The 22,590-nt window shown below is 47.4% G+C and carries 24 protein-coding genes, 1 rRNA gene and 1 other annotated feature (1 of these 26 cut by a window edge); all 25 genes read right to left on the reverse strand.

The window, feature by feature from the left end:
* Window positions 1-81: ribosomal RNA gene (locus tag QMK20_RS19840) — 16S ribosomal RNA — on the reverse strand; it reaches 1,477 nt to the left of the window's first position.
* Between the two features lie 548 nt (window positions 82-629).
* Window positions 630-2,234: a LysM peptidoglycan-binding domain-containing protein gene (locus QMK20_RS19845; protein ID WP_283652987.1), complete on the reverse strand. Its 1,605-nt coding sequence runs from the start codon at window positions 2,232-2,234 to the stop codon at window positions 630-632.
* A 161-nt stretch (window positions 2,235-2,395) separates the two neighbouring features.
* Window positions 2,396-3,280 carry a branched-chain-amino-acid transaminase gene (gene ilvE / locus QMK20_RS19850; RefSeq protein WP_149094823.1) on the reverse strand — a complete coding sequence of 295 codons (885 nt, stop codon included), beginning with the start codon at window positions 3,278-3,280 and terminating at the stop codon, window positions 2,396-2,398.
* Between the two features lie 18 nt (window positions 3,281-3,298).
* On the reverse strand, window positions 3,299-4,195 hold the full coding sequence (gene pheA / locus QMK20_RS19855; RefSeq protein ID WP_283652988.1) for a prephenate dehydratase: 897 nt from the start codon (window positions 4,193-4,195) through the stop codon (window positions 3,299-3,301).
* Window positions 4,192-5,160: a homoserine kinase gene (gene thrB, locus QMK20_RS19860; RefSeq protein ID WP_283652989.1), complete on the reverse strand. Its 969-nt coding sequence runs from the start codon at window positions 5,158-5,160 to the stop codon at window positions 4,192-4,194. The genes pheA and thrB overlap by 4 nt, the downstream gene beginning before the upstream one ends.
* A gap of 28 nt (window positions 5,161-5,188) precedes the next feature.
* Window positions 5,189-6,475 carry a homoserine dehydrogenase gene (locus QMK20_RS19865; RefSeq protein ID WP_283652990.1) on the reverse strand — a complete coding sequence of 429 codons (1,287 nt, stop codon included), beginning with the start codon at window positions 6,473-6,475 and terminating at the stop codon, window positions 5,189-5,191.
* Between the two features lie 44 nt (window positions 6,476-6,519).
* Complete coding sequence (locus QMK20_RS19870; RefSeq protein WP_007431685.1) at window positions 6,520-6,957, reverse strand: ACT domain-containing protein; 438 nt, start codon at window positions 6,955-6,957, stop codon at window positions 6,520-6,522.
* 157 nt (window positions 6,958-7,114) lie between these two features.
* Window positions 7,115-8,425, reverse strand: a complete 1,311-nt coding sequence (gene obgE / locus QMK20_RS19875; protein ID WP_283652991.1) for a GTPase ObgE — start codon at window positions 8,423-8,425, stop codon at window positions 7,115-7,117.
* Window positions 8,426-8,438: 13 nt separating this feature from the next.
* Entirely contained in the window at window positions 8,439-9,176 is a 738-nt protein-coding gene (locus QMK20_RS19880; RefSeq protein ID WP_283652992.1) for a Spo0B domain-containing protein, read from the reverse strand.
* A gap of 147 nt (window positions 9,177-9,323) precedes the next feature.
* Window positions 9,324-9,641, reverse strand: a complete 318-nt coding sequence (gene rpmA / locus QMK20_RS19885) for a 50S ribosomal protein L27 (RefSeq protein WP_014277581.1) — start codon at window positions 9,639-9,641, stop codon at window positions 9,324-9,326.
* Between the two features lie 5 nt (window positions 9,642-9,646).
* Window positions 9,647-9,985 (reverse strand): ribosomal-processing cysteine protease Prp, encoded by a 339-nt coding sequence (locus QMK20_RS19890; protein ID WP_283652993.1) that lies wholly within the window; start codon window positions 9,983-9,985, stop codon window positions 9,647-9,649.
* Between the two features lie 13 nt (window positions 9,986-9,998).
* Entirely contained in the window at window positions 9,999-10,310 is a 312-nt protein-coding gene (rplU, locus tag QMK20_RS19895) for a 50S ribosomal protein L21 (protein ID WP_014277583.1), read from the reverse strand.
* Window positions 10,311-10,323: 13 nt separating this feature from the next.
* Window positions 10,324-10,411: a sequence feature (ribosomal protein L21 leader region), on the reverse strand.
* A 96-nt stretch (window positions 10,412-10,507) separates the two neighbouring features.
* A complete protein-coding gene (locus QMK20_RS19900; protein ID WP_283652994.1) occupies window positions 10,508-11,692 on the reverse strand; it encodes an Rne/Rng family ribonuclease in 1,185 nt (394 codons plus the stop codon).
* A gap of 61 nt (window positions 11,693-11,753) precedes the next feature.
* A complete protein-coding gene (locus tag QMK20_RS19905) occupies window positions 11,754-12,632 on the reverse strand; it encodes a M50 family metallopeptidase (RefSeq protein WP_283652995.1) in 879 nt (292 codons plus the stop codon).
* Window positions 12,625-13,470 carry a M23 family metallopeptidase gene (locus tag QMK20_RS19910; protein WP_283652996.1) on the reverse strand — a complete coding sequence of 282 codons (846 nt, stop codon included), beginning with the start codon at window positions 13,468-13,470 and terminating at the stop codon, window positions 12,625-12,627. The genes QMK20_RS19905 and QMK20_RS19910 overlap by 8 nt, the downstream gene beginning before the upstream one ends.
* A gap of 508 nt (window positions 13,471-13,978) precedes the next feature.
* The gene (gene minD, locus QMK20_RS19915; protein WP_014277587.1) at window positions 13,979-14,776 is read right to left on the reverse strand and encodes a septum site-determining protein MinD; all 798 of its coding nucleotides are present in this window, start codon (window positions 14,774-14,776) and stop codon (window positions 13,979-13,981) included.
* A gap of 3 nt (window positions 14,777-14,779) precedes the next feature.
* Window positions 14,780-15,442 (reverse strand): septum site-determining protein MinC, encoded by a 663-nt coding sequence (minC, locus tag QMK20_RS19920; protein ID WP_014277588.1) that lies wholly within the window; start codon window positions 15,440-15,442, stop codon window positions 14,780-14,782.
* An 82-nt stretch (window positions 15,443-15,524) separates the two neighbouring features.
* Entirely contained in the window at window positions 15,525-16,055 is a 531-nt protein-coding gene (gene mreD, locus QMK20_RS19925) for a rod shape-determining protein MreD (RefSeq protein ID WP_283652997.1), read from the reverse strand.
* Window positions 16,055-16,882: a rod shape-determining protein MreC gene (gene mreC / locus QMK20_RS19930; protein ID WP_327204664.1), complete on the reverse strand. Its 828-nt coding sequence runs from the start codon at window positions 16,880-16,882 to the stop codon at window positions 16,055-16,057. Before mreC ends, mreD begins: the two co-directional genes overlap by 1 nt.
* Before the next feature lie 49 nt (window positions 16,883-16,931).
* Complete coding sequence (locus tag QMK20_RS19935) at window positions 16,932-17,966, reverse strand: rod shape-determining protein (RefSeq protein WP_283652998.1); 1,035 nt, start codon at window positions 17,964-17,966, stop codon at window positions 16,932-16,934.
* 106 nt (window positions 17,967-18,072) lie between these two features.
* Window positions 18,073-18,765, reverse strand: coding sequence for a RadC family protein (radC, locus tag QMK20_RS19940; RefSeq protein WP_149094815.1), 693 nt, complete (start codon window positions 18,763-18,765; stop codon window positions 18,073-18,075).
* Window positions 18,766-18,778: 13 nt separating this feature from the next.
* Window positions 18,779-19,387, reverse strand: coding sequence for a Maf family protein (locus QMK20_RS19945; RefSeq protein ID WP_283652999.1), 609 nt, complete (start codon window positions 19,385-19,387; stop codon window positions 18,779-18,781).
* Window positions 19,388-19,409: 22 nt separating this feature from the next.
* Window positions 19,410-19,652: a DUF4321 domain-containing protein gene (locus QMK20_RS19950; RefSeq protein ID WP_044645689.1), complete on the reverse strand. Its 243-nt coding sequence runs from the start codon at window positions 19,650-19,652 to the stop codon at window positions 19,410-19,412.
* A gap of 121 nt (window positions 19,653-19,773) precedes the next feature.
* Window positions 19,774-21,042, reverse strand: coding sequence for an SPOR domain-containing protein (locus tag QMK20_RS19955; protein WP_283653000.1), 1,269 nt, complete (start codon window positions 21,040-21,042; stop codon window positions 19,774-19,776).
* A 165-nt stretch (window positions 21,043-21,207) separates the two neighbouring features.
* The gene (gene murC / locus QMK20_RS19960) at window positions 21,208-22,587 is read right to left on the reverse strand and encodes a UDP-N-acetylmuramate--L-alanine ligase (protein ID WP_283656315.1); all 1,380 of its coding nucleotides are present in this window, start codon (window positions 22,585-22,587) and stop codon (window positions 21,208-21,210) included.
* Window positions 22,588-22,590 lie beyond the last annotated feature (3 nt).

Here is a 22,590-nt window from a genome sequence, read left to right on the forward strand (position 1 = left end):
TTTAAAACAACCCCGCTCGACTTGCATGTATTAGGCACGCCGCCAGCGTTCGTCCTGAGCCAGGATCAAACTCTCCATTAAAGACCAACCGAAGCTGGTTTATAGAAAGAGCGATATGCTCATTTTGAAACTGACGAGATAAAATATCTCATTGTTCGCTTCCATTTTATACAGCCTGACGGCATGTACCAAAATCTCAGCGTTGGATTTTGCAAGCAAAATCCGTACTCACTCGTTGTTCAGTTTTCAAAGATCAAACCTGCATCATGTCTTGCGTTTGTTTTTACTTTCTTTCACCACCGCAACTCAGCGGCGACTTAAATAATATATCATGTTTTCTAAGGCTTTGCAACACTTTTTTTTAAGATAATTTTTCGAGCATTTTCATTCTGCTTTGTGTTGCTAACTATCTCAGAAAAGACAGCTATAAGAATATATCATATTCTCCTGTTACTTAGCAACATTTTTTTTGATTGATTTTCTATGTCCTCACCTCTAATCGAAAAGAGAAGACTGTCATTCCGTTTTCGAGGAATAACAGCCTTTCTATTTTACATTTCACTCTTTTGGGTCAATCATAAGCTGAACTCACTTTCATGGAGTTTACCTTCACTTTTAATCCCCTTTTGTCAGTCCTTAATCCAGGGATTTTTGCGAGAGCGGGAACTACGGGCAGTGGAATGGGAAGCTGTTGCTACCGTCTTGCGGGAATTTTGATTTTTAGCAGTACTATTTTTACCTGAAACCTTGGCTTTGGATGTCTCTTCTTTGGCTGTATTGCCTGAGGTATCTTTCCCCTTGCCTTTACGCACGTTGCTATCTTTATGTTTGGGAGAAGAGTTAACTTCGTTTTGGGATCCAATATTCAGATTTTCGCCATTTCCCTGCGTTCCGGAGAAATCTGGTACTGACTCCACGTTCCCCTCCCGGCAGCCGCAGTCAGGCAAAAACATATAGGGAGTGGTATACCCCTCTAATGGATTCACAGGTGCATTCTCATGGGCGAACGGGTGATGCGGGAGATTCGCGGATTGTTGCCCTTGTAACTGGCTATAGTCCGATACATACCCGCCCATAGGCAAGCTGTGATGGGGGGATCCCCATTCATGACCCCACTGACTGCCTTGGACTGCACTCTCAGGATGTTGCGGGTAACCTTGATGGATAAATGGAGGATAGACAGGATAGGATGTATTCTCAGCCGCTTCATAGCTTGGATGATACCCCGGGCACATGCAGTCCGGATAGACAGGATATGGTGTCGGTTGAACATTTATAGGCGCTGTTTGTACAGCTCCCCAACTCCATGGGTGCTCACAGTCTTGCTGATATCCCTGGTTGGGGGCTACCGAAGGAGCCCATTGCTCTGCAAAGGAAGTATTTACTGGCGCATTCCCCCATGGCTGGGCAACCCCGATGCCTGGGTACCATGAGTTTGGTCCCGTATTTGTTGGTGAGTTGTAATCATGCGTTGGCTGCTGCATCGGCCATTGGGAATTTGTCGCTGGCTCCGAGTTCGTGCAACCGCAAAATTTCTCCGTTACAGGCTTCAGTTCAACATTTGCAGGCAGCTGCGGTTTTGGTTGAACTGGTTGCGAAGCTATAGGTTGAGGAGCAGGGTTTACGGGCGCCATCGGAATTTCGGGCAGTTTCAATTCAGGCAGCTTGGGAACGTTCACTATTTCCTTAGGCTGGTTCACCTGCTCTTTAGGGATAGGTGTGTTGTCTGGCTTGGGCTGAGTTAGCTCCGCTTTAGGTTGAGTCTGTTCCGCCTTGGTCTGGGGTAGGTTTTCGTTTTCATTATTTGCAGTTGGTGCTGGTGACTCTGATTCAGGCTGTGTTGGCTCTTGTTTGACACCTGTGTTCTTCTTTTGATCCGAAGCAGGATTGTTCGCCTCGCCTTTGTATTGAGGAATATTGACGGTTTCCCCGACCAGTAGAGCGTTCGGGTTTTTAAGTTGGGAATTGGCATCAATAATTAGCTTGAGCGGGACTCCCCATGCCTTGGACAACTTCCACAATGAATCACCCTGCTTGACTTTGTGCTGATAAACCGTTGATGGCTGTTCTTGCATCGCAACAGGGTCTGCCGGAATTTTGATTTTCTCGCCGATACTTAACTGATTCGGGTCAGCCAATTGGGGATTGGCCGCAATAACTTTTTCCAGTGACACATTATATTTCTGAGCAAGCAAATACAGTGTGTCGCCTTTCTTGACGATGTGTATTTTCACAGGTCACAAACCTCCTAGACATTCGTTCGGGCAGGATAGGGTAAACGCCCGGCTTCTGTTATTACATCCTATGCACTTCCCGGGCGAATGACCCCATACAAACAAAAAAATCCTCTCAACCGAATCCCCTTGCGGGCATCCAGTCAAAAGGATTCATATTTTTAGTCCTGCCACACTTTATAGCCGTCTTGATCCACGATCTTACGGAACTCGGCCAGTAACTCCAAAGTCACCGGACCCGCAACTCCAGAACCAATCGTACGACCATCTACTTCATAAGCAGCAATAACTTCTGCTGCAGTTCCCGTAAAGAACACCTCATCAGCGACATACACATCATGCAGCGTAAAAGGCTGCTCCTTGAGCGCATAACCGAGCTCGGCGCACAAGTCGATAATAGCATTACGCGTGATACCCTCAAGCGCTCCCAGATAGCAAGGCGGCGTATACAACACTCCGTTTTTGACGATAAAAATATTGTCCGCGGAACCTTCCGTCACATATCCTTGGGAATTTAGCATAATAGCCTCGCCCACACCAGCATAGTTAGACTGGATTTTCACCAGGATGTTGTTGAGGTAGTTCAACGATTTGATTTTCGGATTCAAAGCATCTGGAATGTTACGACGCTGAGAGACGGAAATCGTCTTAAGCCCAGTCAGATAAGCTTCCTCGGGATAGATGGCGAGTTGCTCCACGATAATGATAATACTTGCTTTCGGACAGCGAAGAGGATCAAGCCCAAGATTTCCAGCACCACGCGATACAACCAGACGAATGTATCCATTACGCATCTCGTTAAGACGGATCGTTTCCGCCATCGCTTCCAGCATTTCATCAGGAGACAGCGGAATGTTTAACTGAATTGATTTTGCAGAATCGTACAGACGGTCCAAGTGCTCTTTGCATTTAAAAATATTACCGTTGTAAATTCGAATGCCTTCAAATATCCCGTCCCCGTACAAAAAACCATGATCATATACGGAAACCTTTGCATTTTCCTTAGTTACATGCTGTCCATCTAGATAAATCCATTGCTCTGCCATTAAGAACCGCACCTCCGATTATTGTTCTTCTAAAATAGGTTCTACTACTTCAACATACTTGTAGCTTGGATAGGAACCAAGGATACGCACGTGGCATCCCAAAGCCTCAATCTCTGCAAATGCTGCGGGAAGCAGGACGGATTCCAAAGATTCCAAAATTTCAATGTAAAAATAGTAGTTCCCCAGTTGCTTTTTGGTCGGACGCGATTCAATCCGTGACAGATTCAACCTGCGCCACGCAAATGCAGATAATACCTGATGCAACGCCCCCGGAAAATCCTGCGGAGGTGTCACCAAAATACTGGTCCGTTGACCTTCAGGTTTACGCGGGAGGCTGATAGGCTGATGGCCGATCAGGACAAAGCGGGTAAAGTTATTATCGTGATCCGTCACCTTGCTGGCCAAAATATCCAGTCCGTGCTTGGAAGCCGCAAGCTTGGTTCCCAAAGCAGTCCAGCCTTTGCCCGGGTTATGTTTAACAATTTCGACGGCTTCCGCCGTACTTCCTGCACTCTCCAGCTCAGCCTGAGCAGCCGTAGTCTGTATGAACTCCTTACACTGCGGAAGTGCTACGGGATGAGACATAATTTTGACCACATTGCTCAAATCCAGCTCGCCCCGGTCATTAGTAAATTCATTGCGATATCCAATGAGGTTTTGAATAGAAGGGTACACCCATTCCGCCTGCATCTGAATGTCCACTTCATGTACAAGCCAATCCATATGCAGACTTACAGAGCCATCAATTGTATTCTCAATCGGAATTACACTGTAGTCAGCCTTTCCCTTGTCCACAGCCTGAAATACATCTGCTATATACTTATAAAACAGCAATTCACAGGGCGTATCCCCTATCAAATACCGAATCGCTTCATGGGAAACGGTCCCCTCCGGAAGAAGTGCAATTCGTTTCATATCGTAATTTCCCCTTTAACCAAGTCCATAAAAGGAATCTCTTTCTTATCAGTATATACTTTAACGCCTTCGCTCTCTGGGCGCAATTTTAAAACAGATGCAGTGATTCCTTCCTTGCTCATCGTTTCGGTTAAATACTGTTCCAGTTCATCTCTCCGGTTTTCCCGGCGATCCGCCAATGCCAGCAATGTCGGTCCAGCTCCGCTGAGAGCCACCCCCAAAGCACCATAATGGTGCGCTTCCTGCAAAATCTCCGCCATACCCGGCACAAGCGCCGCCCGATAAGGCTGGTGAAGCCGATCCTGCATCGCCTCAGCGATCAAATCGGTTTGGCCTGATGCCAATGCCGCTACGAGCATCGAAGCATGGCTCACATTATATACGGCATCTTTCAAGGATACATGCGCGGGTAGAACCTCTCTGGCCTTGGAGGTAGACAATTGGAAATCTGGAATGACTACCAAAACCTCCAGATTTGCATCCGGCTCAAGCCGTAAATGCTTGGCATGTTTGCCATCCCACATCGCTGTAATAATGCCACCAAACAAGGAGGCTCCCACATTGTCAGGATGCTTTTCAATAGCACTTGCCATGTCAAACAGCTTGGAATCAGACAGAGGTGAGCCGATCAGCGCATTTGCAGCCACAAGCGCACCCACAATCGCTGAAGCACTACTGCCTAAACCACGGGTAAGTGGAATATCCGAATACATTGAAATATCCAACTCAGGAACTGGTACTCCAGCCTCCTGAAAAACCATTTGTGCTACTTTATAAATCAGATTCGTTTTATCCTGGGGAATGCCGTTCATTTCGTCCCCGTATAAATGGAAAGCCGTCTGTCCGGCTTCTTTCAATTCAACCCATGCATACAAGGACAACGCCATGCCCAGTGTATCAAAACCGGGGCCTAAATTGGCGGTACTTGCAGGCACACGCACTCTTGCTGTTTTTAAAACAGTCATACAAACAATTCCTCCTGCTTTTTTTGAACTATCCCTCAACCCGATACACACTCTTGATACGGCGAATGACATCCAGAGATTCAAAATGCTCCAGAACCTTTTTCATACTCGCCTTACTAGCCAAATGGGTTACGATAATAATTTCAGCATCTGGATTGACCTCATTTGGTTGCTGCACCACAGATGCCAAACTGACGTCGAATTCAGCAAATACCTGTGTGATCTGCGCCAATACTCCGGCCTTATCATCTACATGCAGAAGTACGAAGTTTTTGAAATACACGTCCTCGTCACTGCTGATTTTTTTAGGGTTATAAGGTACGATGGCCTTAAGCCCATTCACGCCGAGCTTAAGGTTCTTCACTACAGCCACCAGATCGGCCACAACCGATGTAGCTGTCGGCATTTCTCCTGCACCCGCACCGTAGAACATGGTTTCACCCACGGCTTCACCGTGTACATAAACTGCGTTGAATACCCCGTTCACCGAGGCCAAAGGATGCTGCTTGCGTACCATCGTCGGCTGAACATTGATCGTAAATTCATCACCCTGACGCTCCGCAATGCCAAGCAGCTTCATTTCATAGCCCAGTGTTTTGGCAAAAGCGATATCTTCACTGGATACCTTTGTAATACCAGTAACGCTTACGTCCTTAAGCTCTACATCCGAACGGAAGCCGAGCGTACCGAGGATAGCCATTTTACGGGCAGCATCCAGTCCCTCCACGTCTGAAGTCGGATCAGATTCCGCGTATCCAAGCTCCTGCGCTTCCTTGAGAACTTCCTCGTAAGAAGCCCCCTCCTGACTCATTTTGGTTAAAATGAAATTGGTTGTACCGTTCACAATCCCCATAATACGAGTAATGCGATCGGAGGAGAAGCCTTCAATCAGCGTACGAATAATCGGAATACCGCCCGCTACACTTGCTTCATAAAAAATATCACACTGCTTTTCCTGCGCCTTCGCCAGTACTTCAGAGCCGTGCAGAGCCATTAAGTCCTTGTTCGCTGTTACGATATGCTTGCCGCGCTCCAGCGCTTCCAGAATGTACTTCTTCGTCTGATCCACGCCACCCATGACTTCGATAATAACATCAATCTCTGGATCACGGATGACCTCCCACGGGTCCTCTGTAAGCTTGGCGGGATCGACTTCAATGGAACGATATTTCTCTATATTTTTAACAGCTATTTTTTCAATAATGATCGGCGAACCGACTTGCCTGCTCAAATCTTCTTGATTTCCTTCCACGATTCGAACGACTCCCGTTCCTACCGTTCCTAATCCTAACAATCCTACTTTGACCGGTTTCATCCATTCCCCTCCTGCTAACTTATATCTGATGAGCTTTATAGCTCTTAACCTTGCCCGATCAGGCGAACGCGCTTCACACCGGAGATGGTTTCCAGGCCCTCCAGCAGAACCCCAAGCTCTTCACTGAGTCTGGACATTTCTACCGAAATGACTACATTGGCTCTGCCTTGCAGCGGGATGCTCTGCTGGATCGTTAGCACATTGCCTCCGTAATCTGCCACCCTGCCGAGAACTCTGGACAGCATGCCGGATTGATGCTCCAGATCAATGGAGATATTGACAATTCGCTCACGCTCCAACTGGTTGACCAAATGAATGCCATCCTTATATTTATAAAAGGCACTTCGACTTAGCCCAACTTGCTCCACGGCGTCATGCACGGTTTTAACATCTCCCGAAGCAAGCAGCAGCTTGACCTGGATCGTCTTAACGATAGCTTCAGGCAAAATATCTTCCCGTACCAAGTAATAGCGCTCTTTCACGAACGTCCTCTCCTCAAAGACTTATGTTTTTGTATAGAGGACATTATATCGAAACTCCTGACAATCGGCAAGCTAACTGTAAAAAAAACGGCTACTGCCGTCTATAGGGTTTCCTATAGCGTAGTAACCGTCCATACTTCAGACAAGTATTTCATTTTTAATAATAGCTGCTGCCTTCTACGAATTCAAACTCGAAATCGGCAATGCGTACAGGCGTTCCATCAACGGCACCACGCTTGCGCAGCTCAGCATCCACACCCATGTGGCGCAATGTTCTTGCTAACTTTAGAATCGCATCGTGCGAATTCAGCTGCATACGCTTCATCATGCGCTCGATTTTGACACTGTGCACCACGAATGTATCGTTTTCACGTACAATGGTGAAACCTTCATCCTCTGCCTTATCCAGCTTAAACACCTTACGTTCATTCACTTCCGCTACTTCCTCAACAACTGGCTCGTCCGGTATTTGATCCAACAGATCAGCAGCTCGATAGAGCAATTCCTTTACGCCTTGGCGTGTCAACGAGGAAATGGGCATAATTTCGAGATCTGGACGAACTGAAGCGATTTGCTCCTTGAATTGAGCCAGATTTTCTTCCGATTCCGGCATATCCATTTTATTCGCCGCCACAATTTGTGGACGCTCGGCTAATGTCGCGTTATATTGCTTTAATTCGTCGTTGATTTTAGTCCAATCCTCAAACGGATCACGACCCTCAGAACCCGCCATATCCACGACGTGAATAATAATACGTGTCCGTTCAATATGCCTCAGGAATTCATGTCCCAGTCCTATGCCTTCATGAGCTCCTTCAATCAATCCAGGCAGATCGGCCATAACAAAGTTGCGATGGTCGCCTACATCCACAACCCCCAAATTCGGGGTAATCGTTGTAAAGTGGTACGCGCCAATCTTTGGTTTTGCGGAGGAGACAACTGACAGCAATGTAGATTTCCCTACGCTAGGGAAACCAACCAAGCCTACGTCGGCCATTACTTTAAGCTCAAGGGTAATATAACGTTCCTGTCCCTCTCCGCCGTTCTCAGCCAGCTCAGGCGCTGGATTGTTTGGTGTGGCAAAACGGATATTTCCGCGCCCCCCACGTCCGCCTTTGGCCACGATGACCTGCTGACCATGACGTGTCATATCTGCCACTACTTCACCCGTATCATCATCCATGATGACTGTACCCGGAGGTATGCGTACGATCATATGATCCGCATTGGCTCCATGCTGGCTTTTGTTGCGGCCTTTTTCTCCACGTTTAGCTTTAAAATGCCGCTGGTACCGAAAATCCATTAAGGTACGCAAGCCTTCATCGACGCGGAAGATCACGTCTCCACCGTTACCTCCATCACCGCCACCAGGGCCGCCTTCAGGAACGTATTTCTCACGGCGAAACGCAATCAGCCCGTCTCCACCGTCGCCGCCCTTAACAAAAATCTTCGCTTTATCTACAAACATGGTTACACCTTCCTTATGTCTGACACTGCATCCGAATTTGAAGCATTTCTCCCGTAGGAAGCTTCTCTGTTCGAATGCGTTCACTTCCGTGTCCGGATCTGACCTGCTTTAACAAATTCAAATCAGCAGGTACGTCACTGCCTTCAAACCGGACGATAACATCATTCTGATCCATACCGAAATAAAGTGTCAATCTGCGCACTTCTCCCCAGGACGACCGGCCCCCGCCATATTGATACGCACGTACCGTTTCTATGACGGCCGAGGCAAGCGACTCGCCGTCTTCGGGAGACATGACAGCGTCCAACTTTAAATGCTCCTCAACCTGAACCATCAACTGTAAATTTCCGGCGTTCACGCGAAAAGATTGCAAATAAAACACCAACGAGGGAATACCCAGCTTTGATATTTTACTGTCCTCTGCCACGCGCCCTTTTATTGTTTCCACATAAGCAGCCGATTTATCATGCTTATTCATACGAATATAGCCATAAAGCACCTGCAAGTCATTCATCCAGTCATGCCGGTGATGATTGAGAGCTGCGATAGCTGTACGCTCCAAAGAACGCAAAGCAGCTTTCCGCTCAGCTTCAACCTGTCTCTGTATATACCACATGCTAAAACAGGCGGCAATAACGGACCACGCGGCTAATATGATAATCGTTAGTGCTGCAGGATAGAGCAGTGAAAAAACCAAAGGAATCAGAATGGAACCCAACGCCAGATGAGGCGCTCTTATCCGCTGGAACATGGCTTCTCTCCGTTCTGCGATAATTAAAATGGATTAATAAAGAACCTTAATCCAGTATAGCACAGACTGACTTTCCAGTTCATTACCATCATACAAAAAAGCCTCCGACAAAATTGCCGGAGGCTTTTCAGCGTGTCTAAGCCGCTATTAAGCTTCTACAGTAGCTGCTACTGGAGCAACGTCGATCGGGTAGATGCTCACCTTTTTGCGATCACGGCCCCAACGTTCGAACTTCACAACGCCGTCCACTTTCGCGAACAGAGTGTCGTCCTTACCGATACCCACGTTCGTACCCGGGTGAATTTTCGTTCCGCGTTGACGAACCAGGATGCTACCGCCGGTAACTGCTTGACCGTCAGCACGTTTCACGCCAAGACGTTTCGATTGACTGTCACGTCCGTTTTTCGTGGAACCTACACCTTTTTTCGATGCGAATAATTGAAGATCCAATGTCAATTTCAACATGATGTCTACCTCCTTCTTTGTTTATTTTCTATTTGAATATACTTACCGTATGATTCAGCAATACTTGTCAACATAATCACCATGGATTCCAGCAACAGTTGTACCTGTGCGTTCACATCATGATGAACTTCAGGGGGAAGATACGCGCTCAAAAAGCCGTTTTCCATTTCCGATTCCATATCAACGTTTGTAAGAGCTTCAATCGAATTGACAGTTCCTACAGTTACCGCTGATACGCCGGCACATACGATATCCTCGCCAGATTTGGCATAATTCGCATGACCTTTAATGGAAAATCCCTGTATGCTGCCATCCTCCAGTCGTGTAATATGCACGATAATCACTTATCGCACCCTCTTACGCTTGGATTTTTCCAATCGTCACTTTCGTGTACGGTTGACGATGACCTTGCTTCACATGGTAGTTCTTTTTAGGTTTGTATTTGTATACAATGACCTTTTGGCCTTGACCATGTTTCTCAACTGTAGCTGTTACAGTAGCTCCGGAAAGAAGCGGTGTACCTGTTGTCAAGCCATTGTCGCTAGATACTGCCAGAACACGGTTGAACGTTACAGTTTCACCATCGGTAGCTTCCAACTTCTCGATGAACAATACATCGCCCTCTTGAACTTTGTATTGCTTACCACCTGTTTCAATAATTGCGTACATTTGCTTGCACCTCCTTATGTCTCAGACTCGCCTAATCGCAGGTGACAACATCCCTGAGGATGCTGTACTTCAGTACCTGATTGGAGCGGTTACAGCATGTGCAGCCAATCTTACGCATGACACATACTAAAAGATTGTAGCATAAGCTTCGTCCACATTCAACCTCTAGTTTAAAATGATTTTGGAAACGCATTGCCTTATAAAATCGTCTTTTCCTCACGCACCTTTTTTCGGGTCATTTCCAGAAGACCTAGCCGTGTCCAGCCAACGACATATGATTTGGTTCGGTCTTTTTTCAGCCTAGACTCCAGCACAGAGGACACTTCACGGCGGTTCTCCTCTTGTTCCATGTCAATAAAATCAATGATGATAATGCCCCCGATATCACGCACACGCACCAGTCGGGCAATCTCTTCAGCCGCTTCGATGTTAGTCCGGGTCACCGTCTCTTCCAGATTGCTGCCCCCCGTAAATTTCCCTGTGTTCACATCAATGACAGTCAGTGCCTCTGTATGGTCGATGATGATATATCCGCCGCCCTGAAGCCATACTTTTCGCGCAAAATCACGTTCCAGTTGCTCATGGATGCCATAGGCTTTAAATATGGTCTCTTCTGCACCACGAAATATGCGCACATGAGCTTTCTGCGGACTGATTTGACGTAGTAATATCTCCGCTTCCTTTGCCTGTTCCTCACTGTCAATAATCAGCTCATCCTGCTCCGGTGTAAACACATCCCGAATCAAACGCTGGACGATGCTCAAATCCCGGTGCAGCTCACATGGAGCCGAGTGTTCAGTAGCTTTACGCTGAATGGCTTTCCATTGCTGACGCAACTGGTTCAGGTCATTTTCAATCGCTTCTCTGCTCATTTCCTCCGAAACTGTACGGATAATGACTCCTTCTTCACCTGTTCGAAGCTGCTCTCCCATCGCTTTCAGACGAGCCCGTTCTCCCTCACGCTCGATCTTTTTGGATACAGCCACATAATCGGCGCGAGGCATGTATACAATCCAGCGACCCGGAAGTGAAAAATGAGTGGTTACTCTGGCCCCTTTGCTACCCACGGCCTCTTTCAACACCTGTACTACAATTTCCTGTCCCACCTTCAACAGCTCGGAAATGGACGGCTTCACCTCAGGTTGCTTTTCCAAATGGGCGTGAAGTACGTCATCCACATATAAAAAGGCATTCTTTCGCTGTCCAATGTCAACAAAGGCGGCTTGCATTCCCGGCAGTACATTGACGACTCTGGCTTTGAAAAAGGAACCCAGAATTCCCCGCTTTCGTGGCAATTCAGCTGCATATTCTACCAATCGTCCCTCTTCCAACAGTGCCATTTGGGTCATCTGTTGCTGGCATTGTACAATCATTTGCTTCATGGTTTTTCAACCTCTCTGGATACAGCCTCTTTCCTCAACTCCATAAAAACTTCTAACTTTTCTATTTAGGTTTAGTTTTTCCGCCCTCCGGCGGGCGCGCTGCAAAATAAGAGCGAATAAGGCGTTGCTCAGGCAATACAGCTACTATCCGTCCCTGCTCATTCATGACATAAATCATATGGTATCGGTCCCTTTTGAAAAGACGCAAAACAGGCTCCAAATGTTTCATAGGCAAGGATACAATTGGCAAGGCAATACTTCCCTTGGCCGCCTCGCGGTAAAAGAGCTCGTCCCTTCCCAGCAAAAAACGTATAAAACGATAGGGGATATTACGATAATCCACAATATTAGAATAAAGCAAAAAAATCCCTACCGCCAGCAGATTTAAATGCACAGGTCCATTTTGCCTTAATAACGGCGAAATACCATAGATACAAAATAGCAGGCTGGTCACGATGCTGGCTCGAAAAGTCCAAACTAGAGTACGGTGATACGGGATGAATAAGCTCATCAGCGCCTGCATTATTTTCCCGCCGTCCAGTGGTAAAATCGGGAGCAGATTGAACAGTGCAATGACGGCATTTCCCTGAATCATATAATTTATATATTCATGCTCCACCCCGCTCACATTTCTGAGCAATAGAAGGATGACAATCATAATTCCGTTTTGCAGAGGACCCGCCAGCGCAATGACAATCTCCTTCCACGCGTTGAGCTTCCCCTGATCGTCAATGACGGCCACCCCTCCAAAGGGTAGCATCTGTATGGTCAGCACCCGCGCCCCCAACAACGTGGCTGCTGTCGCATGCCCCAGCTCATGAATGAACACCAGCGTAAACAAAGTCATGATCTCGATAAAATGTCCTGTCAACACAGAGGTTAGCATCACCAGTACGAACAGTGGATGCAGAGACAAAGTCACACCCCGGACATTAATCAAGGGCTACCACTTCCGCCGGATCAATATACTGATTTCCTCTCTGCACCGCAAAAAACAGAGTCGCCGCCTCACTGCCACTATGGCCTGCTGGCAGCACACCGACCTCGTCCCCCTCCTGGACCCAATCATTCACCTTTAAGGTAGAGCGGGATAGACGTCCGTACGTTACCGTAATACCTCCAGTGTGACGAATCGTAATTGTAATTCCACTTTCCGGGTGATTAAATATGTCCAGCACACGTCCCGCATCTATACTTTTGACAGCGATTGCCTCATTACCAGCAGCATTGGGTGCAATTTCCACTCCTTTGAGACTTAGCGCAAATGGCTGTGTTATATTTCCTTGAATTGGCGGAGAGCCTTTGCGGACTGCGTTTACCTTGTGTGTCTCAGGCTCCTCTCCAAAGATCGGTAAAAAGGACGGGGCCCCATCAAAATAAGTTTCATACCATTGTCCGGCGGCTGCAAAATCCATATCCTTATTTAAGGCATCTGCGATAAACATTCTCAAATTGACGGCATAGGGAACATCCCAGCGAAATAATCCCCACACCAACCCAAATAGCATTGTAGCGAACACAGACCTGCGCCAAAAAGAAACCCAAAAAGACGGACGCCGGTTCTCCCCAAAAGATTGCTGCCAGCGTTGTCGTTCATTTTTCCATTCGGTTTCCGGGTCTCTGGGTCCGTTAGTACTGACTGCTGGCATCGGCTTCATTTCCTTGTTCCTGTACCTGTCCTGATTCATGCCTGAGGAATACTCTTCCGCTTTGTTTCTCGCGATCAGCTGCTGTATGCGTTCTTCTCTGCGCTGCTTGATTCCGGAGTTTTTATTCATCCTGTTCCAGCCCCCCAGCGAGGTATGTTTGGTACATCTTATGAGGACGGGCTTCAACTTATGTTGTCCGGTTCGGGATTACGTATCTGAAAATGAAAAAATCCGACGCAAGCGCACCGGATGTGATTGAATATATAGCAGCTATGTAGTGAGCCTTATATTAAGAACTAGGAATTATAGAAGTTAAAAAGACAAACCAAAAACACTTAAATAAGTTTATTACTTATTTAAGTGTTAGTTATTAAGATGAAAGGACTACGCGGCTTAAAAAAGCCTGTAATTCTTCGTACGTATCTTTCCTCTACATCCATACTCTTACTTAAAACAGTGTAGGAATTTTGCAGGCAGTAGCGAAGCGGGTGATTTGAATCTGAAGAAGCGAAGCGTTCGCCTTTGCCATGGGATTCTTACCACTAAACGTTTTACAAATAAAAGAATCCCGTGGCAACAGCGATCGTAAGATCAAATCACACGCGGAGCCGTCTCCAGCCATAACTCACTGTTTTCTTCATCCACCCATACCAAAAAATTTTTTAAAGCGAGTCATCACGCTTTTCTTCTGATCCAGCTGCATGAGCGGCACTGTGTCACCCAAAATCCGTCTAGCAATGTTACGGTAGGCAATCGCTGCCTGTGAATCCGGATTCATGACGGTAGGCTCTCCTGTATTGGCTGACTTGATTACCATTTCATCATCCGGCACAATCCCAATGAGGTCTATGCTAAGCACTTGTAAAATGCCGTCAATATCCAGCATATCCCCGGATTTGACCATGCTGTTACGGATACGGTTAACCACCAGTTTTGGTGAGATCACATGCGAGCTTTCCAGCAATCCGATAACCCGGTCAGCATCACGCACAGCAGCGTTTTCCGGTGTCGTTACGACAATGGCCTGATCCGCTCCGGCAATAGCATTTTTGAAGCCTTGCTCAATACCCGCAGGACAGTCAATCAATATATATTCAAAATCCTTTTTAAGCTCCAAAATAATATCCTTAACCTGCTCCGGCGTTACGGCACTCTTGTCCTTAGTTTGAGCAGCAGGCAGCATATACAGCTCCTCAAAGCGCTTATCCTTGACCAGAGCCTGATTTAAACGGCAACGACCTTCCGCTACATCGACCAGATCATAAATAATCCGGTTTTCCAGACCCATAACAACATCCAGATTACGCAAGCCGATATCCGTATCCACCAAGCACACCTTTTTGCCGAGCAGTGCCAGCGCTGTTCCTATATTGGCTGACGTCGTCGTTTTGCCGACGCCGCCTTTTCCTGAAGTGACGACGATAGCCTCTCCCATGTGCTACACCCCTTTGAACACGTTAAAATCGCGGCCCAGACGCACAATATTACTCATTTTATCTATTTGCATGGCGCCGTCCTTGAGATACGCAAATTCCATTCCGGATTCACGCGTCTCCCATTCATCGGGTGGACGACTGATCATTTCGGAAATTCGCAGCTGTGTTGGTGCAAAATAGGAGGCTGCGATAATTGCCTCGCCATTCCCCTCCATCCCCGCATGTGCCATACCTCGCAGGGCACCGAGGACATAGATATCACCAGTACACGTTATAATTCCACCGGGGTTCACATCTCCCAAAAAGAGCAAATTCCCGTTATGATGAAGCACCTGGCCTGAACGGATAATCCCTGTCACGGTGTGGATGGGAGCTTTCCCCTGCACTTCTGAAGGCAGCCCGGGTGATTCGACAGACCGTATGAGCAGATTCCCCTTCTGTCTCAAAATCTCCAGAATGCTTTCCTTCTGTTCCTCCGTCACTTCCCGGCTTCCCAGCTTAATGTCTACATGAATAATCGGGCCGGTTAAAATATTTTGATGACTGTGCTCCAGCTTGAAACGCAGCTCACCCAGCAAATCCTCAAACTCGCATTGATCGTCCAGAAGGAATACCAGGCCGTCTTTGATGCCTTTAATCGTGACATGATTCGATTTCACCGCCATTAGCCTGTCCCTCCTATCTCAATCATTTCGTCCCCGGAACGTGAAATCCCTGCTAACCCGGACAAAATGTGTGTAAAAAGACCTAGACCTTCTCTTCCTTTTTCACACGGATATCCAAACGCTGCAATTGCTTGCGGACTGGGACGTAAATGATGAGGGCGAACAGAAAATGGATAAATAAATCAGGAATCATATATTGTGCCAGCGCCCAATCAAAAGTCTGATGATTCAACTGGAACAGATGATCAATGGCAAAAAGCATGGAGTCCAGCAGAAAACTGCCGATCAGCACAGCTCCCATCATAATAGGCATTGGCGCACGTCGAGCTGTAAATACCAGCCCCAGCAAATAAGCCGACAATCCCATTGCAAAAGAGTAAGGTCCGATAATAAACCCGTAATACACAACGTCATGAATAAGCCCAAAAACAATACCCAGTACCAATGCCGTATGGCGACTATAATATACGGATACGAACAAAATGACAACATACACGAAATTCGGAACCATTCTCGGATGCCAACTATCCGGAAGAAGCCACGGAAGAATCGTTCCTTCAGCTATAAACAGTACAAACAGCAGCAGTATTAAAACCTGACCGCGTATCTTCATTATTCCGGTACCTCAGGAGTGTAAAGAACGAGCAATTCTTTCCAATCCACGAAGCTGGCTGCCGGTTTGATAATCGCTGTACGTGTTTGTCCGAACTCGCCAACCTGGATTTTTTCTACCGTGCCGATCAACAGATTTTTACGGAACTTCCCGCCTGCTCCGGACGTAATGATCTGATCACCTTTTGCGATTGGATCATTTTCCTCAATGCGAGTCATTTGAAATCTGTTCGTAGCCGGATCATAACTTTCAATCATACCAAACGAATTATTTTCCTTGCCCAGTGCTGTCGCCGCAATAGCATAAGAATTTGGATTTTTAGGGTCTAATGTAGTCAATAGCGTAACTGTAGAAGTGAAATTCGCTGTGCGACTAATAACCCCTACAAACCCCTCAAGTGATCTGACTTCCTGACCAACCTTGGCCCCATCCTTTTCACCAATATCAATGACAAGCGTTTTGGAATCATTACTGACGCTATTTACCTGTGCAATCCGATAATCATATTGATTTTTGGACTTTTGCGTTTGGGTGAATTTCAGTTCTTGCTCAAGTCTGGCGTTTGTCTCTTTCAAGTTAGAAGTCTGAATCTGCTCGGCGGTTAACTGCGCTACAGCAATTTTCAACCGTTCATTTTCGCTATAAATGCTCCGCATATTCCCGATATCTTCAAAGAAGCCCGCTATTGCTGAAGCGGGCCTGTAAAAGATACCTTGCACAAAGCCAATTGAATCTCTGGCGAACTTTTCCGGCCAGGTTAAGGAATTTCTCTGTCCAAGTGTAATCCCCATAAGGGCAATAAACAGAACGATTCCGATCAATAGAATAAATAGTCTTTTATTGCCAAACAGCTTAAACAGTTCCTACACCCCCGATTCAACGTTTGGAACGGACGGCGGAACTGCTGCGCGATTTGAACAAATGAATATTTTCCAGCGCTCTGCCTGTACCGATTGCCACGCAATCCAGAGGATTTTCCGCTACGATAACCGGCATCCCAGTTTCAGCCGCCAACAACTTGTCCAAGTTACGCAAAAGTGCTCCGCCACCAGTCAATACGATACCTCTGTCCATAATGTCCGCCGCCAGCTCGGGAGGGCATTTTTCCAGTGTCACTTTGACTGCTTCCACAATTGCATTCACTGTATCGGACAACGCTTCACTGATTTCATCCGAAGTAATCGTAATCGTCTTCGGCAAACCTGTTACCAGATCACGTCCACGAATTTCCGACGTCTCCACTTGTTCCAGCGGCATTGCGGACCCGACTTCCATTTTCAACTGTTCTGAAGTCCGCTCACCAATCATCAGATTATATTGACGCTTCACGTATTGGATGATGGACTCGTCCATTTCATCACCAGCCACACGCACGGAACGGCTCGTCACAATCCCGCCCAGAGAAATAACCGCTACCTCGGTTGTACCTCCGCCGATATCAACAACCATACTACCCGTTGGCTCCCATACGGGAAGATCAGCGCCGATTGCAGCTGCAAACGGCTCCTCAATCGTGTACGCTTCCCGCGCGCCCGCTTGCTTCGTTGCATCTTCAACAGCACGCTGCTCCACCGCAGTAATGCCTGAAGGCACACAAACCATCACGTTCGGATGACGTGGAAACAAAGAACGTTGGGCTTGCGCCTGACGAATAAAATATTTGATCATCGTTGCAGTCGTGTCAAAATCCGCAATAACGCCATCCTTCATCGGACGGATCGCACGGATATTCCCCGGTGTACGACCAATCATTTTTTTTGCAGATTCACCAACCGCTTCAATGGTTTTTGTGTCTGTACGTAATGCGACTACAGAAGGTTCACGAACCACAATCCCTTTTCCTCTTACGTATACCAGCGTGTTTGCCGTCCCCAAGTCAATTCCTAAATCTTTTGTAAAGCCACCCAGCATGATGTTAATCTCCTTTTCTCTTCCCTGAAATCTGTTATCCATGTATAAACGGTTTATTCAGGCCGGCCTAGCCGGTCGGATTTAAATGTTTGATTTAAATAGTATATTATATCAGACCTTGTTCCTTCAAACTTACGAAGGTTCCGTCCCCGATCACGATATGATCGAGCACGTCGATGCCCACGATGTTGCCCGCTTCCATCAGGCGACGGGTCAACTGGACATCCTCCGGGCTTGGCTTCGGATCACCGCTCGGATGGTTATGAGCGCAAATAATCGAAGCACTGCTGCATTTGATCGCTGCCCGAAATACTTCACGAGGATGTACGATGGCGGCATTCAGGCTGCCCATGGATAGCGTTTCCTGGGCAATGACATGATTTTTAGTATTCAGGAACAGGCATACAAAATGCTCCTTCTGCAAATAACGAAGCTGCTCAAACAGCAAATCTGCCACGTCCCGTGGGCAACTGATCACCGGGGTCTCCAAATGGCGTGACAATGCCAACCGTCGCCCCAGTTCGATACCCGCTTTGAGCTGTATCGCCTTGGCATTGCCAATGCCTTTAATCTGGGTCAATTCGGTCATACTCATATCCACCAGTTGGCGCAAGTTCCCCGCCTGCTGCAAAATACGCTGCGCTAAATGCACCGATGACTCATTTTGTGTTCCCGTACGCAGCAATATTGCCAGCAACTCCGCGTTGCTTAAAGCTTCCGCCCCATATGTCATCATGCGCTCTCTTGGTCGTTCTTCATGAGGGAGGTCGCGAAGCATCAGTGTTGGCGACTCTAACATATGTTTATCCCCTTTAAGGTTGCAACACGCTCACTCCGAATTCGGACAACATGTCCGACAGCAGGGAAAGCGGCAATCCTACGACGTTAAAATAACAACCCTGAATAGATTCCACCAGCGTAGCACCCAAACCCTGAATGCCGTACGCTCCCGCTTTGTCAGACGGTTCGCCCGTATTCACATATGCCACAATTTGCTCATGGCTCAAAGGCTTCATCGTAACCTCCGTTTGGCGGTGTCTGACAAGCGTTTTGCCGGTTACGGTATGTATGCAGGCCACCCCAGTGAATACAAGGTGGGTTCTTCCCTGCAATGCTGTCAGCATGCGAACCGCGTCCGCATGGTCGGCAGGCTTACCCAGTACCAAACCATCCAGCACGACTATGGTATCACTGCCAATTACTAATCCACCTTCTTCGGATTGGCTGGCAATGTTCACGACCACTTCGGCTTTGCGTACCGCAAGGGTCTCCACAATTTGCTGAGGCGTCCAGCTCTCAGGCGTGCTTTCATCCGCATGACTCGGCATCACGTCAAAGGGTAGTCTAAGAAATGAAAGCAATTCCTTCCTTCTCGGTGAAGTCGATGCCAGAATAATGCGGGGCGTAATTTTCCCGTCCATAAGGGAAGCTCCTTTTCATCAGTTAGAGCCTGCGGTACAGCCAGAACGCGGCGATGATGCCGATCAGACTAAGCAGGCTCAATTCAAAATTTATCGTTATATTGTAGCTGATAATATCCAGATCCGCTCTCGGCGACCAGGATATCGTAGTGGGGTGGGTCAGAAAGGAAAGGAATTTGATCGATTGAAGGGCTTTGGCAATCCATGCACCCAAGAGCCAACCGAGCAACAAAAACAGTATAAGCATTCCTACATTTTTTTTCATCCTGATCTTCCCTCGCCATTTTTTGACACCTTCATTATTATACGGTGATTTCAACTGCAATACAAACAGAAATCCGGCATGGGGAACTATTTCCAGTTCCTTGCCGGAAAACATTGAGAATCTATTGTTTTATAAATTGTATAAATTCCTTCTCATGCAAAACATATTCCATCATCGAAGACTGAATTTCCCAAATGTGCTCCTTGGCTGTGTTCTTGTTATATTCTCCAAGTGCCGAGACTGCACTGTTCATCGCCTTTTCCAGCGTGGATGCGGAAGCAGCCGCTTCCTTCGGCAGACCGGAGGGAAGCGCAGCGATATTTTGTGTCCACTGCTGATGCAGATCGTTCAGTTCCTTCATTTCGGTGGCATTTGCCTTACCTGATCCGCCTGCTTCAAGCAAGGATGAGGAAAGCCCGCTCAGCTTGCCGACCAAAGTGCTGCTTAGCTGAAAAAAGATAGTGAGCTTTTCACCATCGCCCCCATAAGCTGCTTTTTCGAATCCAGGCAGTTGAAGCTCACGGACATACAGCTCAACTCCTTGTGTTTTCAGTTGATTGCTGAGCAGCTTGGCCTGTTCCCTGTCTGGCGATATTCCTGCATAGACTCGGTTCTGATCCTCGGTGTCCCCACCGGCGGCAATGCCTGCCTTCAACAGCTCTTCCTTTGCTTGCAAAGCCCGTTCAGGGGTGCTGAATACTCCGTATTGCAGCAGGTAATAGGTTTGTGGGGGGACCTGAGCCGATACAACTGTAACAGGAGCGGAATTCTCTTTTACAGATGGTGTATGTGTACTAACTGATTCTTTAAAAACCGGTATAGCCTCCTCTGTTGACGGATCTGATCCAGGAACAGCTCCACCTCCGTTAAAAAGCAGCAACATGATGTATCCAAACATCCCCCCGGTCATCAACGCACTGGCTACTGAGCCAATCAGCTTCCATCTGGAGGGATGGGGCGGACGCTTTCGGTACTCTTGACTGGAACGATGAGTTTCTTCTTCATCCTCTTCCGTACGATCTGGCAGAAAATCCGTATCTGACCAGGAAGCTGCTGATCGCCCAAACGGATCATCCCATCCTTCCTTCACGATGGGGGCAGGAGCAAAACGCCGCCTCGTACTAGGTCTATTCACGCCCGAAGGCTCGTTAATTTCTGAAATTCGTTCAGTCCCGTTGTTTGCACCTATGCCGCTAATTCTTTCCATTCTTTCATGCTGGTTAGCAGCTTGATACTGTTTCTCGCTTTCAGACCGTTCTGCTTCTTTATTTGTTTCACGCTGCTGGCTAGTTATCGGCCTGTTTTTGTATGGAAGCACCTGTAGCTTTTCCTCACGGCTTGTCTCCGGCGTCTGTTGCTCAAACCGGAATGTCATCTTTGCCTTGTTCACGGATGCACTCCCTCCTTGTCCCATACTTCCTCATAGTCTGTTGTATGAGTCAGGAAGAGAAAATATGCCCTGGACATTACAAAAAAGGGTATCCCGAAGACACGTTTCGTGTTCGGAATACCCTTGATGGTAGTATTTCATCAGCGTAACACTTTATGCATCTTGTTACACTTGCTGCTCGCGCAGATGACGTGCTAGCGCGTCGCCTGCTTTCCAGATATCTCCCGCGCCCATTGTCAGCACAAGATCGCCCGGCTGAAGACGATCCTTCAACTCGTCGATAACAGCTTCCTTGGTTGGCAGATAGATGGCATTCGCGTTGCTGTTCTGGACGATTAAATCCACGAGTTTCGAAGAATGCACACCTTCAATTTGTTTTTCTCCCGCTGGAGAATAAATGTCGGTAATAATGACTTCATTCGCCTCACTGAACGCACGACTGAACGCATCCAGCAGGAAAAAAGTACGGCTGTAGCGTTGCGGCTGGAACACAGCAATAATACGCTTACCAGTCACTGTAGCTGCACTAATCGTAGCCTCAATCTCTGTTGGATGATGAGCATAGTCATCAATAACAAGAATGTCATTGCTTTCGCCTAGCACCTGAAAACGACGCTTCGCTCCGTGAAACTCCACAATAGCCGCAGCAATTTGCTCAAATGGGATGCCTGCTTCCAAGCAAGAAATTACACTAGCCATAGCGTTGTACAGATTATGTTTACCCGGTACAGACAATTCGATGGTTCCAAGCGCCGTCCCTTTGCGATTCATGGTAAAGCTTAAACGACGGTCACCCAACTGGATATCCGTTGCCGTATAATCTGCTTCATGCTCGACTCCATAGGTAATGACTCGAGTCTGAATCTGAGGCAGCATTTCCCGTACGTTCTGATCATCAGCACATACGATAGCCGCGCCATCCGGCCGGATTTGACCCAAGAACTGTACGTAGGCACTTTTCAGACGATTAAAGTCGCCATCATAATTTTCCAAATGATCGGCTTCAATGTTGGTTACGATACCTTGCCAAGGATGATATTGCAGAAAAGAACCATCGCTCTCATCCGCCTCGGCAACGACAAACTCGCTTTTGCCTGCTTTGGCATTCGTCCCCAAATTCGTGATTTCGCCGCCAATAATGTATGTTGGATCGACATTACATCTCTCCATAACCAGAGCGATCATCGAGGAGGTTGTCGTTTTGCCGTGCGCTCCCGCAACAGCTACTCCCTTACGCTCGTTAAGCAACCGTGCGAGCATCTGGGAACGATGCAGGGTCGGAATATTCAATTCCTCTGCTGCCACCCGCTCCACATTGTCACGGGACAGTGCCGTCGAATAAACGACAATGTCCGCGCCTGTAACGTGCTCAGGCGTGTGCCCGAGATATATTTTTGCGCCTTTCGCCGCCAGTTTTTCTGTCAGCTCCTGTGATGCCACATCTGAGCCTGTCACGGTATATCCCATCTCCAGCATGACCCGAGCAATCGCGCTCATCCCGTAACCGCCGATACCGATAAAATGAACATGTTCCGAAGTAATCAACAA

Source organism: Paenibacillus sp. RC334 (assembly GCF_030034735.1).
Classification (GTDB): domain Bacteria; phylum Bacillota; class Bacilli; order Paenibacillales; family Paenibacillaceae; genus Paenibacillus; species Paenibacillus terrae_A.